Genomic DNA, 16,670 nt, shown 5'->3' with positions numbered 1-16,670 from the left:
ACAACCTGATAAAACGAGAACTTGCGATACTCCAGGATGTCTGAAAAATATATTTGTTAAAGCACACTAAAAATGAAAACAATTATTGCTGCATTAATTATCTTGATAATAACAATGGTTATAACTGTCTTTGCAATGGAGAAAATCGTGATACCCAGCTCTGTAAGCTCAAATCAAACTACTGATTCAAAATCAAATTATATTGTTCTGGGCATGGGTTGTTTCTGGGGTGCCGAGAAGCGCATGGGAGAGCTGCCCGGGGTGGTTGATGTGGAAAGCGGCTATGCAGGTGGTGACCGCGCCGGTGTAGGTTATGAGGATATTCTGAATTTTGAACGCGCGTTGCGTATTGGCAGAGCTGCCGGACGCAATCATGCCGAAGTAGTTAAAGTGACGTTTGATCCTGAACAAGTATCATTGGAAAGCGTGCTGGCAAAATTCTGGGAAAGTCATAATCCCACTCAAGGTAATCGCCAAGGGAATGACATCGGCAGTAATTATCGTAGTGCTATCTACTATCACGATGAGGATCAAAAAACCCTCGCGCTGGCCACACGTGATACCTACCAGCAAGCGCTGACAGCAGCTGGACATGGCCAGATTACGACTGAAATCCTGCCCCTCAAAAACTACATCACCGCGGAAGAATACCATCAAAATTATTTGAAGAAAAATCCGGATGGCTACTGTGGCTTGGGCGGCATAGATGTGAAATACCCTGCTGCAGATCATACAAAAGATACAACCGCAACTTCAGCCGCCCCTTCCGTACAGCCGCTTGACAGCAAGGATTTAAACTTTGATCGGCAACTGGTGGTGTTTGAATCAGAAAACTGCGAATTTTGCGTACAATTCAAACAGGATATCCTTGACCACTGGCAGGCAGACGTTCCCATGAACGTGACAATGAATGCCAGCCCACCTACCGATTGGGTACTGGACAAACCCTTATTTGCGTCTCCCACAATGGTGTTGTTCAGCAAAGGCAAGGAGGTGGCGCGTTATACTGGTTACAACGGAGAAAAGGAAAAATTCTGGCAGTGGCTCGGGTTTCAATTATTGACACCGGAACAACAGAAAATTGCTTTCGAGCAGGGGACCGAGCACGCTTTCACCGGCTCCAATCTGGACGAGAAACGTCCGGGCAGGTTTGTTGATCCGATCACTGGTGTCACGCTGTTTCGTAGCCAGACCAAATTTAACAGCGGAACCGGCTGGCCCAGTTTCTTTGAACCGGCTGAAGGATCTGTCACCTATCACAAAGATAACTCCGGCTATATGCAGCGGATTGAAGTGCGCAGTGCCAGCTCTGGCATTCATCTCGGCCATGTATTCAATGACGGCCCTCCCCCCAGTCATAAACGCTACTGCATCAACGGCAATGTCCTGAAGTTTGTGCCGGATTAATCTGCGTAACTTGAAATCAGAAGGCTGAAGTGGGTTAATACCTGTTTAGAACTATTTTTCTCATGGCTGATCATGTCTACCACCACTGTTACCTACCTTGCTGATTACCGCGCACCTGAATTTCTAATTGAAAAAACCCATCTGACCTTCAAATTGCATGAAGGCTATACCGATGTCAATAGTCAGCTGACCATTGTCCGCAACCCGCACAGCACTCACGCCGATCACCTGATTCTACACGGCGAGCAACTGGAATTACTTTCTCTGGCAGTTGATGAACACCCACTTGGTGCCGGGGATTATCAGATCACCCCGCAAAACATGACCGTTCACAACGTGCCTGAGCACTTTATCCTGCAGTGCAAAACACGTATCTATCCCGAGAAAAACACCGCATTGGAAGGGCTGTATCGCTCTAGCGGCATGTATTGCACACAATGCGAAGCCGAGGGTTTCCGCAAGATTACCTACTATCTGGATCGCCCGGATGTTATGAGCGAATTTGAAACAGTCATCATTGCTGAGGAAGGTGCTTTTTCGACTATGCTTTCCAACGGCAACTGCCTGTCTGATACAGTGTACGCTGGCAAGCGCATCGTACACTGGCACGATCCTTTCAAGAAACCCAGCTATCTGTTTGCGCTGGTTGCAGGTAATTTAGTCTGCCTGGAAGATCACTTTTCTACCCAGTCAGGCCGTCAGGTTTTGCTGCAAATCTATACTGAAGCAAAAGACAGCGATAAATGCCACTTTGCCATGCGGTCATTAAAAAAAGCCATGCGCTGGGATGAGCAAACCTATGGCCGGGAATATGATCTGGATCGTTTTATGATTGTCGCCGTAGATGATTTTAATATGGGGGCAATGGAAAATAAGGGGCTGAATATATTCAACACTTCCTGCGTATTGGCTCACCCGGCCAGCACCACCGATGCGGCATTCCAGCGTGTGGAAAGAGTAATTGGTCACGAATATTTTCATAACTGGTCCGGCAACCGGATCACTTGCCGCGACTGGTTTCAGTTAAGCCTGAAAGAAGGCTTAACCGTTTATCGTGATTCTGAATTTTCAGCGGACATGAACAGCCGTGCAGTCAAGCGCATCGAAGATGCCAATGTGATACGCAGCGTGCAGTTTGTTGAAGATGCCGGCCCGATGGCACACCCGGTACGGCCGGATTCCTATATAGAAATATCCAATTTCTATACCGTAACAATTTATGAGAAAGGTGCTGAAGTAGTGCGCATGCTGGCCAATATTCTGGGGCCAGAACAGTATCGTCGTGCTACTGATTTGTATTTCAGCCGCTTCGATGGCCAGGCAGTCACCTGCGATGATTTTGTCCAGTGTATGGAAGCAGTATCCGGCAAGGATTTGCGCCAGTTTTGTCTGTGGTATTCACAAGCCGGCACCCCGCAACTGTATATCAGCGACAGCTACGATGCTGCTCGCCAGCAATACAGCCTGACCGTCCGCCAGCATACGCCCGCAACGCCCGGACAAACAGAAAAGCAAGCGCTGCACATTCCCCTCAAAATCGCGCTTTATGGTAGCAAGGGTGTGCTTGCTTTGGTGATTGATGGACAGAACAAAGGCACAGAAACCGTACTGGATATTTGTCAGGATCAGCAAACCATCATCTTTGAGCAGGTGGCTGAGAATCCGGTACCATCTTTATTACGTGGCTTTTCAGCACCAGTGAAGATTTTCTATGCTTATCAGTTAGCACAATTGCAGCAATTGATTCTGCTGGATAGCGATGGCTTTTGTCGCTGGGATGCCATGCAAAGCCTGATGCGCATAGTGTTGTGCAACGCTATCGACGGCAAGGATAACCATGCAGAACAAATTATGCTGGTGGATACACTCAAACAATTGCTGGCTGACCATGCATCCATGGATGTGGCTTTATTGGCCTGCATGCTGGACTTACCCAGCGAACAGTATCTGGCCAGCCTGTACGATAAAGCCAACCCGACAGCGATCAGCCAGGCCAGAAAGCAATTACAGCAACAGCTTGCCATACAGTTACAGCCAGAACTGCTGGGTTGTTATCAGACTTTGCAGGACAAGGTACAAGGATTATCCGCACCAGCGATGGCAGCGCGCAGTTTACGTAACCGTGCACTGGCTTATTTGCTGCATATTAATGATGCGCGCTACCGCAATCTAGCGCAGCAGCAATTTGCCCAGGCAAACAACATGACCGATCAATTTGCTGCCTTGCGAGCACTGGTGCATGCTGAACACGCCGGATCAACCGCACAGGAAGCGCTGCAGGCTTTTTACCAGCAATGGCAGCACGAAACACTGGTCGTCAATATGTGGTTCCAGGTACAGGTCACACGGCCTTGGGGTAATGTATTGCAGGCAGTACACGAGCTCTTAAACCATGCGGCGTTTGATGCCCGCAACCCGAATAAATTGCGTGCCGTGATCGCTGCTTTTGCCAATCAAAACTTTGCCAGTTTTCATGATCGCTCCGGTAAAGCCTACCAATTCCTAGCTGACCAGATCGCCGACATTGATCATCGCAACCCGCAAATAGCTGCTCGCTTGTTGACACCATTAACACATTGGAATCAGTTTATTGACGAGCACGCCATATTAATGCGAAAAGCGCTGGAATCACTGTCGCAACGTGAATTAAGCAAGGATGTTTACGAGGTGGTGAGCAAGAGCCTGAACTAAAGGGTATTTTTGCGTGTCTTCAGTACACGTTAATGTCTCTCTCAGCAGAGTTGGAACATCCGTAAAACAACTTAGAACAGGTTCTTATCCGATAAATCACCTGAATTTAGCTATAACCAGGCCTGATTTCATCAGAAAGACCGAGAAATGTCTGTATATCAAGCTCCCTCCAGATCAAACTTAAAGTTTTGAATCAATATACCACGCGCTGCAGCATTATAAGCAACGCGCGCAGCCAGACCCGAGGCCAAACTGTGTAACACTGCTTCTACCGCATTAGGCCCGTGATTGGTACCCAATAATGCCGATGGTTCATCACCAAAGGCTGGATACGGGAAGTATCTTCTCGCTTGGCTCCCCAGAAACCTTAAATCGCTGTCCGTGAGCGCCCTCCGCTGAGCTGGGTACTATACTGGTTGCACGAAAGCGGCAGGAGGTCGGTTCTGGATTTTTTAATGGTGCCAATAATGCTACCAGCCGCGTAACATCTATGCCGTTCAAAGATTGTCTGACTTTGGTAGTGGACATTGCTTGATCTCTCTTTCTTCATAAGCTTCCCCTGTTAGGGTTCGCAACTTGCTCATTACTGGATTGCTTCAATCCCATAGATTTTCACAATGACAGAGTAAGTAGATCACCCCAACCTTGCCATTTCATTCTTCCCGGTATATTATCGGCTCGAAAGAGAATGAATGGTCTACTTATAGCAATAGCTCATATCAGGAGGTTAACAATGAGTGCCCCGGATACTAAAAATATTGTCAATGGAATCAATATTGAACAATCTTTTGTCATACAAAAACAGATCAGTGAAGATCGCAGCGGTGATATGGCCAAACCCAAATACCAGGCAACGGTTGTCTGGGATAGCGGCTACCATACCACTGCAAATGTTACCGATGGCCAGACGATTATCGGCGATGAACCTCTGCGTTACGGTGGCGAAGGCACGGGCATCTCTCCGCAGGATCTGTTGCTGACTGCTGTCGGTCACTGCCTGGCTGCCTCTTATATCGGTGGATTATCTGCTGCCCGTATCAACGTGGAGTCATTGCGATTACATGTTTCGGGGCGCATCAATTTTGGCGTGGCTTATGCAGTTGAGGCAGGCAACCCGGGATTTGAGGACATCAACGTAGTCGTGGAAATTCAAACCGATACACCACAAGAAAAAGTACTCGCACTACTAGAGAAGCTGAAACAAACTGCGCCGATACCCGATACCATCATGCGCCCGGTACCGGTCAATATCGAAATTCATCACCAGCCGAAGTAAAGCATGCCACGAATCATGTATCTACGAGGCAGTTCTGATTGAAACCGAAAGGAGAGAACAGATGAATACCAGTGATATCCATGATGTAGCCATAGTAGGCGCCGGTCCGGCCGGTCTGTCAGCCGCACATGAACTGACCAAAGCAGGCTTCACCCCGCTGGTGCTGGAACGCACGCCTGCTGTCGGCGATGTCTGGCGGAATCATTACGACGGGCTACGCCTGAATACGGGCCGTTTCTGTTCTGCATTGCCGGGTAACAAATTTCCCCTGTCAGCCGGTGGCTGGCCTTCACGTGATGAAGTGGTAGCACTGCTTGAGAACATGCCTGAACGTGGTGGTTTTACGGTACAGACCAGCATCGAGATTGAAAAAATCCGCTACGGCCATGAACGCGATATCTGGCAGATTACCAGTATCGATAACCAGCAATTTGAATCCCGCGCCGTAGTTATTGCAACAGGTACCAATCGCATTCCGGTTATTCCTGAATGGGAAGGCAAGAATACTTTTGCCGGAAAAATCATTCATTCCTCGCAATTCAAAAATGCACAGGAATATGCAGACAAGCATGTGCTGGTGGTTGGTAGCGGCAATTCATCCGCCGAAATTGCCAGTCGGCTGGCCGAATACGCCAGTTCAGTCATTATGTCCGTCAGAACACCGCCACAACTTCTGCCCAAGAGTATTTTGGGTATTCCTTTTGTCGGGCTTGGAATAGTGTTAAGGCAACTGCCGAATTCACTGGCGGATAGCGTGCTGAGTTTCTTGCGGCGCACCATGATTGGTGATCTGTCCGCATACGGGCTTCCCTCTCCCACCATGTCAACGTTAAAGCAGTACGCCATCAATAATGTCGTACCAATTCTTTATCGGCCTTTCGTGGACGATATCCGTGCCGGTCGTATCAAAATTGTCGGGCCGATTCAGAAAATATCGGGTGGAACAGTAGAAGTTCTAAGCGCCATTCCAGCAGCACAAAATACCAATCCGGGTACTACGACTCTGCAGCCGGATATCATCGTTGCAGGGACCGGATTCCGCACCGGCTTCCCTGAGCTCATTCAAATACCTGGCATTACTGATGAAAAAGGCCGAGCCAAAATTGCAGGTGATCAGGAGTTTCCGGATGCACCACGCCTGTATTTTATCGGGCAGGTCAATCCACTCAGCGGCCAGTTAAATGAAATCCGGCTGGAGGCCGACAAAATTGCCCGAAAACTCAGTCAACAACTCGGTACAAGGCAGGAAAATTAACAGGAATTTTTCCGCCTTTCCCTGCTACCTGATAAAGCACTGGTTAATCTAAAAACAATGCCCAAAAAAATCTCTGTCGAGGAAAGAATCCTGCAGACAGCACGACGTCTGTTCTGCCAGGTGGGTATTCACGCAACGGGGATTGCCAGGATTATCGAAGAATCCGGTGTATCCCGGCGTAGCCTCTATACCCACTATGGATCGAAGGAGAATCTGCTCAAGGCCGTATTTGAGGCGGAGGCCAGTATATGGTTCCACTGGTTCGACTGCGATCTCCCGCAAATGACCTGTCCACCAGATGAGCGCGTTCTGGCCTTGTTCGATTTAATGCAGGACTGGTTCGATAGTGAAATTTTTTACGGCTGTGTATTTATCAACGCCGTCGCCGAGCATGAAAAATGTAACAACTGGATACAGGAAATCGCCAACGATCACAGAGAAAAAATTACTGCCAGACTCGTAGCAATAGTGGCAGAAAGCGGTGCACGTGATCCTGAAATGGTCACGGAAAAGCTGAATTTGTTGATCGACGGGACAATTGTAGCGGCCATGGTTACCGGTAATGGCGAGATTGCACATGTCGGCAAGCTGGCCGCTGCCGATATTTTACGCAGCTCCAAATAAATTCATGTTTTTTTGATTTCTTGGCAACCACGTAAATCCGAGGATAAGGAGGGAAAGAATGATCACAATCTGGGAAAACTTATCTATCAACATTAAACGCCTCTTCATTGCTCCTGTCGTGGTGACAAGTGTTGTACTGATCGGCATGCAGCTTCATATCAATACGCGGGGAAGCGGCGGAAACCTACCCGGAAGGCTTATCAATTAATTCCTGCTGAAAGCTATCTATCAGGCATCATTTCGCAGGAAGCGCGTATTCAGGAGCCTGGAAAATTATCCTGCGACTCTCTGGGCCAGCTTGATATTTTCCCGGACTGATAACTGTCGTTATGAGATATCCGGAATTCCACGCCAGAAAAAAACTGGTAGCATAAGTCATTCATCCTGGCTGATAAAGAACCAGCACAGACCTCAGCGGCCGATAAAAATCGGTTCGACAGATTTCCTTCATTACGATTAATACATGAACAGATTGCTTCACATTACGGTTTTCTTATTACTGATCATGACAGGTATTGGATACGTCCATGCCAGCGAGCTGGATGAAGAACTCCAGGCGATTCAAGCAAAACTCAGCGTATCGGGCAATGGTGAGGAAACGCCACAAAAGAAGCGGTTGCACGAAATTTATAATAACCATCAACAGGTATTGCTTGATCATCAGGAATATCTGAAAAAGACTGCCAATTATTCCCGGCAACTGGAACAGTATCCAAAACAGCTGGAGAATCTAAAAAAGAGCCAGGTACCGCCAGGAATCGCTATCACCACGCCGGACAAGCTGGCCAAATTGCCGCCGGAAGAACTAGAGCAACGCCATATTGCAGCACAGGCTGACTTATCCGATCTGCAAAACCAGCAACAGAAGCTGATGGCTGAGATCTCCAAACTGCGACAACGTGCAGTCACCATACGGGAAGAGCTGGCATCCATCAACACTTTACGGGCAGAACTGACAGAAGATTCTTCTGAAACCCACAAAACAACAGACAAAAAGATACTTACTGCGCTGGAAAACTATCGTGAAGCACAATTACAGGCGCTGACTGACAAAACGCGCATGCTGGAATTGGAAGCGCTGGTATTGCCCAATGCCATAGAAATCACCACGCTTCAGGAAAAACTCTCCCTGCAGCCCAAAATTCAGGCGTTAGAGCAGAAAACCGAGTTACTCGCTGAAGAAATCAATCGGAAAAAGCGTGCTGAAACTGAACAAGTGGTCGAAAAATCCCAGCAATTGCTGGTCGAAAAAACGTGGCAGTATCCGGGACTAGAGAAATATGCCTTGGATAATCAGTCACTGGCCAAAAAGCTCAGCAGCTACGCCGAACTTTCAACCCGGTTGATCAACCAGAAAACTGGTAGTGAAAAGCGTCTTACTCTCATCACACGAAGTTATGCGGCACTACAACAACGGCTCGAACTCAAGGTGGAGGATACTGCTCTCGGAACGGAAGTCAGAAAGCAATTCAAGGAAATCATGGTCGAGCCGGCTATCACACAAACCGAAAAAGACTTGAACAGTGCCAGGTTGGAGCTATTCCAGCTCGAGCAGGAAAAATTGCAAATGCTGAACGAGCATGGCTATTTCAAGCAGATTATGAACGGGGAAGAAATACCGGCAGACAACACCCCTGCTTACCAGCAGCTCACTGATGCGTTTCATGAACTGAAACAATCCCGCGAGCAGATAATCGACCAGTTTTCCCAGGTACTGCACGGTTATATCAAGGAACTGCAACTCCTTCTTACCATTCAACAACAGCTTATCGAGAAAATTGGTCAGCACAAGCTGTTACTGAAAGAGAACCTGCTGGTGACACGCAGTGCAGAACCCATTTCTCTAGATGTCGTACAGGATATTCAGGATGCCATCACTTGGTTAACCTCAAGTAAAACACAGGCAGCAACCGAGAAAGTAATCAATGCAACATGGAAAAATATCCTGATCGTTTATGCGATATTTGCGCTGATAATTACCATCTTCCGGTACACATACTGGCCTGTTTACCTTTCCTGGGCACGTATCGGAAACAGTTTGCGGGGAAAGGTCAATCAAGACAGGCTGTTATATCCCGTAGGGATGCTATTGGCTACATTGCTGATATCGGGGTTGGCTTACCTGCCTTTCCAGTTGTCATCGGTGATTCTGCATCATGGTACCAATACAGAAATCGGCCATGCATTCTCGGTAAGCCTACATGTAGCAGCAATTGCCGCTTTTATCTGGTCGTTCATATTGTTGCTGTTTCACCCGGAAGGCTTACTGATCGGTCAATTCAGATGTTCCGAAAAATTGGTCGATAAAATGCACCGGGATACCAGACGCTTTGCACCTGTCATAGCGTTATTGTGCATCATCATCGCCTTCACCGACGCGCTAGACGATGATCTCGTCCGCAATGGCTTTGGCCGGCTGACTTTCATCCTGCTGTGCCTGGTACTCGCAGTGTTTGCTTCGGGATGGATAGCCGTCACACGTTCCGGCAAGGCGCTTTATCAGGGTGAATCATTCTATCTGATGCTCAACCCCAGATTCTGGATGACGCTCCTGTTCGTGTTACAAATCGGCATGATCATCATGGCAGCCATTGGTTACTATTTTGCTGCCATTTATCAATACCTGCTCATATTCCAGTCGATCAGCTGGATCATATTCTGCACGTTGACCTTTTTTGTAAGTTTTCGCAGCCTGTTAATCATCCAGCGCAGAATCGCATTCGAACGTGCAATCGAGAAACGGGAGGAGATACAGGCCCAACGTTCAGCATCAGGCAAAAGTGAAGCGGATATACTCGATGACAACTACATTGATGTCAAAACGATCAGCAAGCAGTCCGCCACTGTGCTGAAAATCAGCATTTGGGCATTGCTGATTACCGGACTTGGCTTTATCTGGATCGATGTACTGCCCGCACTCAGTTTTTTGGAGAAGATCACGATCTGGCGTACATCGGTGGAAATCGATAGTGAAGTTATTCTACAACCCATTACATTAAAAACATTACTGGCTGCAATCGTTATTCTGAGCCTTGTCATGATTGCTGCGCATAACCTGCCCGGCACACTTGAACTGTTGGTGTTGCGACATTTATCGCTCGACCGTGGTACGGGATATGCCATGACCACCTTGCTCCGATACACAATCGTGATCATTGGGTTGATGGTAACTCTTCAGAAACTGGGGATGCAGTGGTCAAACATTCAGTGGCTGGTCGCTGCACTGAGCGTCGGATTGGGCTTCGGCCTGCAGGAAGTATTTGCCAATTTTGTTTCCGGTCTGATTCTGTTGTTTGAACGCCCCATCAGAATCGGAGATGTGATTACATTAAACAATATCAGCGGTACTGTCAGCAAGATTCACATTCGTGCAACAACCTTGATCGACGGTGATCGCAAAGAAGTCATCGTGCCCAACAAGATATTCATCACGCAACAGTTCACTAACTGGACGTTGAGTGATCCGACTACGCGCATAATAATTCCGGTAGGGATTGCCTACCGCTCGGATTGTGATAAGGCGCGTGCACTGTTACTGAAAATTGCACATGATCATCCGTTGGTATTACGCGATCCAGAACCGGCCGCATTACTCTTGGGATTTGGTGCTAGTTCTCTGAACTTTGAATTGTGGGTATTTGCCGGACAATTGTCAGACAGAATGAAATTGATGCATGAGCTGCATGTGTTAATCAACCAACATTTCTCAGAAGAAGGAATCGAAATTGCATTCCCGCAGATGGATGTACATTTGCAACCAGAAAGCACAGAAAAGGCAGCCATCGATCAAGCGAAAAAGACAGAATAGCTACTGGATTTTCAGAGACGCCCTTCAGGTAACTTGGTAATCAGCGGCAGATTAAGGTTTACGGAAATATCCACCGCTGATTATCGTTAAGTTGGCTTCACTCAGTGAAGAACTCGCGTGCTTTCTCCATCCAGGATTTTGCACGTGGATGATGCAATGAGCCATCTTTCTGGCTGATAGACTCGAATTCTTCGAGCAATTCCTTCTGGCGCGGAGTCAGATTAACTGGTGTTTCCACTGCAACATGGCACAGCAGATCGCCTGTTGACTGATTACGTACACCGGTAATTCCCTTGCTGCGCAAACGGAAAATCTTACCGGTCTGGGTTCCAGTTGGTACCTTGATGCGAGCATGACCATCAAGCGTGGGCACTTCGATTTCCCCCCCCAATGCCGCCACGGTAAAACTGATTGGTATCTCGCAATGCAAGTGGTTTCCCTCTCTCTGAAAAACAGGGTGGCTGGCCAGATGAATGACCACATACAGATCACCTGCCAACCCGCCGCTTGCACCAGCCTCTCCTTCCCCAGTCAAGCGTATACTGTCGCCCTCATCTACACCAGCCGGAATTCTGACAGACAGGGTTTTATGACGCTTGACTCGCCCTGCTCCCTGGCAATCCGTGCAAGGATCGGAAACAATCTTGCCGCTGCCATGACAATGTGAGCAGGTTTGCTGAATCGAAAAAAAACCCTGTTGCATACGAACCTGGCCATGTCCGTTACAAGTTGGGCAGGTTTTGGGAGATGTCCCCGGTTTTGCACCGCTGCCATGGCAGGTATCACAGGCTTCCTGCCTGGGAATACGTATTTTGGTTTCTGTACCACGCGCCGCCTGTTCCAGTGTAATCTCCAGGTTATAGCGCAGATCAGCGCCACGATGGACACTAGAGCGTCCACCTCCGCGCATGCCAAACAGATCACTGAAAATATCACTGAAAGCGTCACTGAATCCCTGCGCTCCCGCTCCGCCCACTCCGCCATTCAGGCCGGCATGACCAAACTGATCGTAAGCAGCACGTTTGTTGGAATCAGACAGCACCTCATAGGCTTCCTTGATTTCCTTGAATCGTTCTTCCGCCTTCGCATCACCCGCATTCCGGTCAGGATGGTATTTCATTGCCAGCTTCCGATATACCTTCTTCAGCTCGCTCTCATCCGCATCCCGGCCGACACCGAGTACTTCATAATAATCACGTTGACTCATAAAAAATTCCTGCTGGTAGAAATCATCCAGACATCGTTGTGCCGATTACTCCAGCAATTTGATAAAAGGTCCATTGTAATAAGGGATATAAAACGCAGAGGTCAGAGAAAATAGTCATTTCCTCTTTTCTCTGCGTATATTTTCAGTACGAGTTACTGCTATGTGAACTTTGCATCAGCCCTGCGGAAAATCATTTTTTATCCTTGACTTCCTCGAACTCAGCATCAACAACCTCGCCTTCAACCGGCTTTTCTCCGGATTGACCAGCAGAGGCTGATCCGGCACCCGGACCTGCCTGCTGACCGGCTTGTGCCTGTTCCTGGGCATACATTTTTTCGGCCAGCTTGTGTGAGGCTTCGGTCAATACCTGTGTTTTCGCATCAATTGCCTCTTTGTCCCCAGACTTGAGCGCTTCCTCGGCATCTTTCAAGGCTGCCTCAATTTTGGATTTTTCATCCGCCTCCAGCTTGTCGCCATATTCAGTCAATGATTTTTTAACTGAATGAATCATGGCGTCACACTGATTACGGCTGTTAACCAGCTCCAACGCCTTCTTGTCCTCTTCCGCATGTGTCTCGGCGTCTTTTACCATTTTCTGGATTTCATCCTCGGATAACCCGGAGCTTGCCTGGATCTTGATCTTGTTCTCTTTGCCAGTTGCCTTATCTTTGGCCGAGACATGCAAGATTCCATTGGCATCAATATCAAAAGTCACCTCAATCTGCGGCATTCCGCGCTGTGCCGGCGGAATATCAGTCAGGTTAAACTGACCCAGACTTTTATTGCCAGATGCCATTTCCCGTTCACCCTGAAGCACATGGATGGTAACCGCTGTCTGGCTATCCTCCGCTGTTGAAAATATTTGCTGGGCCTTGGTCGGAATAGTGGTGTTTTTCTGGATCAGCTTGGTCATGACACCACCCAGTGTCTCGATTCCTAATGATAGCGGCGTAACATCCAACAGCAGCACATCCTTGACGTCTCCCTGCAATACTCCGCCTTGAATCGCGGCGCCAATTGCAACCGCCTCGTCAGGATTGACGTCCTTACGCGGCTCTTTTCCAAAAATTTCCTTAACCTTATCCTGAACTTTCGGCATGCGAGTCTGACCGCCAACCAGAATCACGTCATCAATGTCAGACACAGACAACCCCGCATCTTTAAGCGCAGTCCGGCAAGGACCTGCGGTGCGTTCGATCAGCTCTTCAACCAGACTTTCCAGTTTGGCTCGTGTAATCTTGACTGCCAGATGTTTGGGACCCGAAGCATCTGCTGTAATGTATGGCAGATTTACTTCCGTCTGCTGACTGGAAGACAACTCGATCTTAGCTTTTTCTGCCGCATCCTTGAGCCGCTGCAGTGCCAGCATGTCTTTTTTCAGATCAATTCCACTCTCTTTCCTGAACTCTTCTACCAGATAACTGATCACACTGGAGTCAAAGTCCTCTCCTCCCAAAAAAGTATCGCCATTGGTCGCCAGTACTTCAAACTGATGTTCACCTTCTATTTCTGCGATTTCAATGATTGAAATATCAAACGTACCCCCTCCCAGATCATATACCGCAATTTTGCGATCACCTTCCTTCTTGTCCATCCCGAATGCAAGCGCTGCTGCAGTTGGCTCATTAATGATTCGCTTGACTTCCAGTCCCGCAATACGCCCTGCATCCTTGGTGGCCTGCCGCTGAGAATCATTGAAATATGCCGGAACAGTGATAACCGCCTCCGTAACCGATTCACCCAGATAATCCTCGGCTGTTTTTTTCATCTTCATCAACACTTGTGCAGAAACCTCTGGTGGAGCAATTTTCCTGCCGCGCACTTCTATCCACGCATCGTTGTTATCAGCGCGCACAATCTTGTATGGTGTAACACTGATATCCTTTTGCACTACTTCTTCATCGAACTTGCGGCCAATCAGTCGCTTGATGGCAAACAGAGTATTTTCCGGATTAGTAACCGCCTGACGTTTGGCCGATGCGCCCACCAGAACTTCATTGTCTTCTGCATAAGCCACAATCGACGGAGTCGTTCTTGTACCTTCAGCATTCTCGATGACCTTAGGTTTGTTGTTTTCCATGACGGCAACGCATGAGTTGGTCGTTCCAAGATCAATGCCAATTATTTTTGCCATAGTATGTCCTTTAAAAGTTGAAATTTATCCTACCAACATGAAATAAGGGTCTTCCTGAAAATCTCAAGTGCTCTTTGCCTTGGAAACAGCAACCATGGCAGGCCGGATTACCCGCTCATGTAATACATACCCCTTTTGCATGACTTGTGTAACTGTGTTGGGAGGTATATCCGATTCCACTGTGCACATGGCTTCATGCTGGTGTGGGTCGAACTTTTCTCCTTGTGGATTGATGGTATGAATGTTGAATTTTTCAAAGACTGCTGCAAGCTGCTTGCGCGTAAGCTCCACACCATCTTTCAAACTCTCAATGGTGGAATTTTCCACAGCCAGCGCAGCATCCAGACTATCCATCACGGCCAGCAACTGGGTGGCAAAATTATCAATAGCATACTTATGTGCATTGGCAATATCTGTTTGCGCGCGTTTGCGGATATTCTCGGTTTCTGCCTTGGCACGCAACCAGGCATCATGATGCTCGGCTGCTCTTATCTCTGCTTCTTTCAGCTGTTGCTCAAGATCTGGAATAACAACACCCTCCTCGGCTCTTTCTGTATTTTCCGTTGATGCACCGGAATGCTGTTTTTCCAGAGTATCCTCCATTTCCGACAGTTTCTGTTCTTCGATAGGTTCCTGGTTATGTGGCTCTTGCATAGATTCCTCCTATAACGGTGCCGGTGATATTGGGGTCAATATTTCCCTTTTCAACCCCAAATCACAAAAAAATCATTGGAGCTGTACTCGGTTTCAATGGGTAAAGATTGGCGGCGGGGAAGATCAGCTTCCTGGGATCAGTTGCTAATATTTTTTGCCAGGTGCGCTGCCAGACCAATGTAACTTGCAGGAGTAAGCTGCAGTAGGCGTTCTCTTTCAGCCACGGGAATATCAAGTTGTTCGATAAACTGTTGAAGTGTGCTGCGGTCGATTCCCGTTTTCCCGCGCGTTAAAGCCTTGAGCTGTTCATACGGGTTGACTATTCCATAACGACGCATCACGGTTTGAATCGGTTCGGCCAGAACTTCCCAGGCATGCTGCAAATCCTCCGATAAACGCATTGGATCTGCTTGCAGCTTTCCAAGCCCCTTAAGACATGAGTCATAGGCCAGTAACGTATGACCAAGCGCCACCCCCATATTGCGCAGCACGGTCGAGTCGGTAAGATCACGCTGCCAGCGTGAGATCGGTAATTTTTCACTCAAATGCCTGAGCAAGGCATTGGCGATACCCAGATTGCCTTCCGAATTTTCAAAATCAATTGGGTTGACCTTATGCGGCATGGTGGAAGAGCCAACCTCATCTGCTTTGGTTTTCTGCCGAAAGTAACCCAGTGAAACGTAGCCCCAGATGTCACGGTTCAGATCAAGCAGGATCGTATTGATGCGAGCGTAGGCATCGAACAGCTCGGCCATGGTGTCATGCGGTTCGATTTGGATCGTATAGGGATTAAAGGTGATGCCGAGCTTCTCGACAAAGGAACGAGCAAACGTTTCCCAGTCGAATTCTGGAAGGGCAATCATGTGGGCATTGTAATTACCCACCGCTCCATTGATTTTACCGGAAATGGTGATAGCGGCAAGACACTCACGCCCCTGACGCAACCGGTAGACAAAATTGGCCATTTCCTTACCCATGGTAGTCGGCGTGGCTGCCTGTCCATGCGTACGGGCAAGCATGGGAACATCAGCCAATTCCCTGGCAAGCGTTGTGAGTTGTTTAATGATGTCATCAAGCGCGGGGAGCATGACCTGATCCCGACTATGTTTGAGCATCAGACCGTGTGACAGGTTGTTGATATCTTCTGAAGTGCAGGCAAAATGAATAAACTCGGAGAGCGCCACAATTTCCTGATCTCCAGCCAGTTTTTCCTTCAGCCAGTACTCTACCGCCTTTACATCATGATTGGTGCGCGCTTCGATAGCTTTGACAGCTTCTGCATCGGCAATGGAAAAATTCTCCGAAAGCTGATTCAACTGTGCAATTACGCTAGCTGACAGCGATGAAACACCGGTCAAGACCGGGATATTCGCTACTGCTTTAAACCACTCAATTTCCACATGAATCCGGTGGCGGATTAATGCATATTCGCTGAAGAAGGGACGCAAGGCTGCCACCTTCTGCTGGTATCGGCCATCTAATGGAGAAAGTGAGAGAAGTGTCGGGATATCCATCAATTAATACTTAAATGATTGTTTGAATTCGGTCATTCACGGTGCGGGAGCGCGCATTTTATCACAGCTCGCCATCATCTCTCCGGCTGGGATAAAATGA

General features: G+C 48.1%; 11 protein-coding genes. 7 read left to right on the top strand and 4 right to left on the bottom strand.

Going from position 1 to position 16,670, the window contains the following annotated elements; genetic code table 11:
- Positions 1 to 147 precede the first annotated feature (147 nt).
- The 7 genes from msrA to ACZ5EJ_RS01575 all read left to right on the top strand — a co-directional run bounded on the left by msrA (position 148) and on the right by ACZ5EJ_RS01575 (position 11,061).
- Positions 148 to 1,407 carry a peptide-methionine (S)-S-oxide reductase MsrA gene (gene msrA / locus ACZ5EJ_RS01605; RefSeq protein ID WP_464557311.1) on the top strand — a complete coding sequence of 420 codons (1,260 nt, stop codon included), beginning with the start codon at positions 148 to 150 and terminating at the stop codon, positions 1,405 to 1,407.
- A gap of 72 nt (positions 1,408 to 1,479) precedes the next feature.
- Entirely contained in the window at positions 1,480 to 4,098 is a 2,619-nt protein-coding gene (gene pepN, locus ACZ5EJ_RS01600) for an aminopeptidase N (protein WP_464557309.1), read from the top strand.
- A gap of 733 nt (positions 4,099 to 4,831) precedes the next feature.
- Positions 4,832 to 5,374: an OsmC family protein gene (locus tag ACZ5EJ_RS01595; RefSeq protein WP_464557307.1), complete on the top strand. Its 543-nt coding sequence runs from the start codon at positions 4,832 to 4,834 to the stop codon at positions 5,372 to 5,374.
- Positions 5,375 to 5,435: 61 nt separating this feature from the next.
- On the top strand, positions 5,436 to 6,629 hold the full coding sequence (locus ACZ5EJ_RS01590; protein WP_011633536.1) for a flavin-containing monooxygenase: 1,194 nt from the start codon (positions 5,436 to 5,438) through the stop codon (positions 6,627 to 6,629).
- Between the two features lie 57 nt (positions 6,630 to 6,686).
- Positions 6,687 to 7,253, top strand: a complete 567-nt coding sequence (locus ACZ5EJ_RS01585) for a TetR/AcrR family transcriptional regulator (RefSeq protein ID WP_464557305.1) — start codon at positions 6,687 to 6,689, stop codon at positions 7,251 to 7,253.
- A gap of 58 nt (positions 7,254 to 7,311) precedes the next feature.
- Positions 7,312 to 7,461 (top strand): hypothetical protein, encoded by a 150-nt coding sequence (locus tag ACZ5EJ_RS01580; RefSeq protein WP_166484987.1) that lies wholly within the window; start codon positions 7,312 to 7,314, stop codon positions 7,459 to 7,461.
- Between the two features lie 255 nt (positions 7,462 to 7,716).
- A complete protein-coding gene (locus ACZ5EJ_RS01575) occupies positions 7,717 to 11,061 on the top strand; it encodes a mechanosensitive ion channel domain-containing protein (RefSeq protein WP_464557303.1) in 3,345 nt (1,114 codons plus the stop codon).
- Positions 11,062 to 11,158: 97 nt separating this feature from the next.
- On the opposite strand, the gene dnaJ is transcribed toward ACZ5EJ_RS01575, so the two are convergent.
- The 4 genes from dnaJ to purB form a co-directional block, all read right to left on the bottom strand.
- A complete protein-coding gene (gene dnaJ, locus ACZ5EJ_RS01570) occupies positions 11,159 to 12,268 on the bottom strand; it encodes a molecular chaperone DnaJ (RefSeq protein ID WP_011633533.1) in 1,110 nt (369 codons plus the stop codon).
- A gap of 190 nt (positions 12,269 to 12,458) precedes the next feature.
- Positions 12,459 to 14,402, bottom strand: a complete 1,944-nt coding sequence (dnaK, locus tag ACZ5EJ_RS01565; protein ID WP_011633532.1) for a molecular chaperone DnaK — start codon at positions 14,400 to 14,402, stop codon at positions 12,459 to 12,461.
- 63 nt (positions 14,403 to 14,465) lie between these two features.
- Positions 14,466 to 15,056, bottom strand: coding sequence for a nucleotide exchange factor GrpE (gene grpE, locus ACZ5EJ_RS01560; RefSeq protein WP_011633531.1), 591 nt, complete (start codon positions 15,054 to 15,056; stop codon positions 14,466 to 14,468).
- Positions 15,057 to 15,193: 137 nt separating this feature from the next.
- On the bottom strand, positions 15,194 to 16,570 hold the full coding sequence (gene purB, locus ACZ5EJ_RS01555) for an adenylosuccinate lyase (protein WP_011633530.1): 1,377 nt from the start codon (positions 16,568 to 16,570) through the stop codon (positions 15,194 to 15,196).
- Positions 16,571 to 16,670 lie beyond the last annotated feature (100 nt).

The sequence above is a fragment of the Nitrosomonas sp. TNE100 genome, assembly GCF_055387135.1.
The sequence above is the reverse complement of the archived record's forward strand: the minus strand, read 5'-3'. Positions and strand labels throughout refer to the sequence as shown.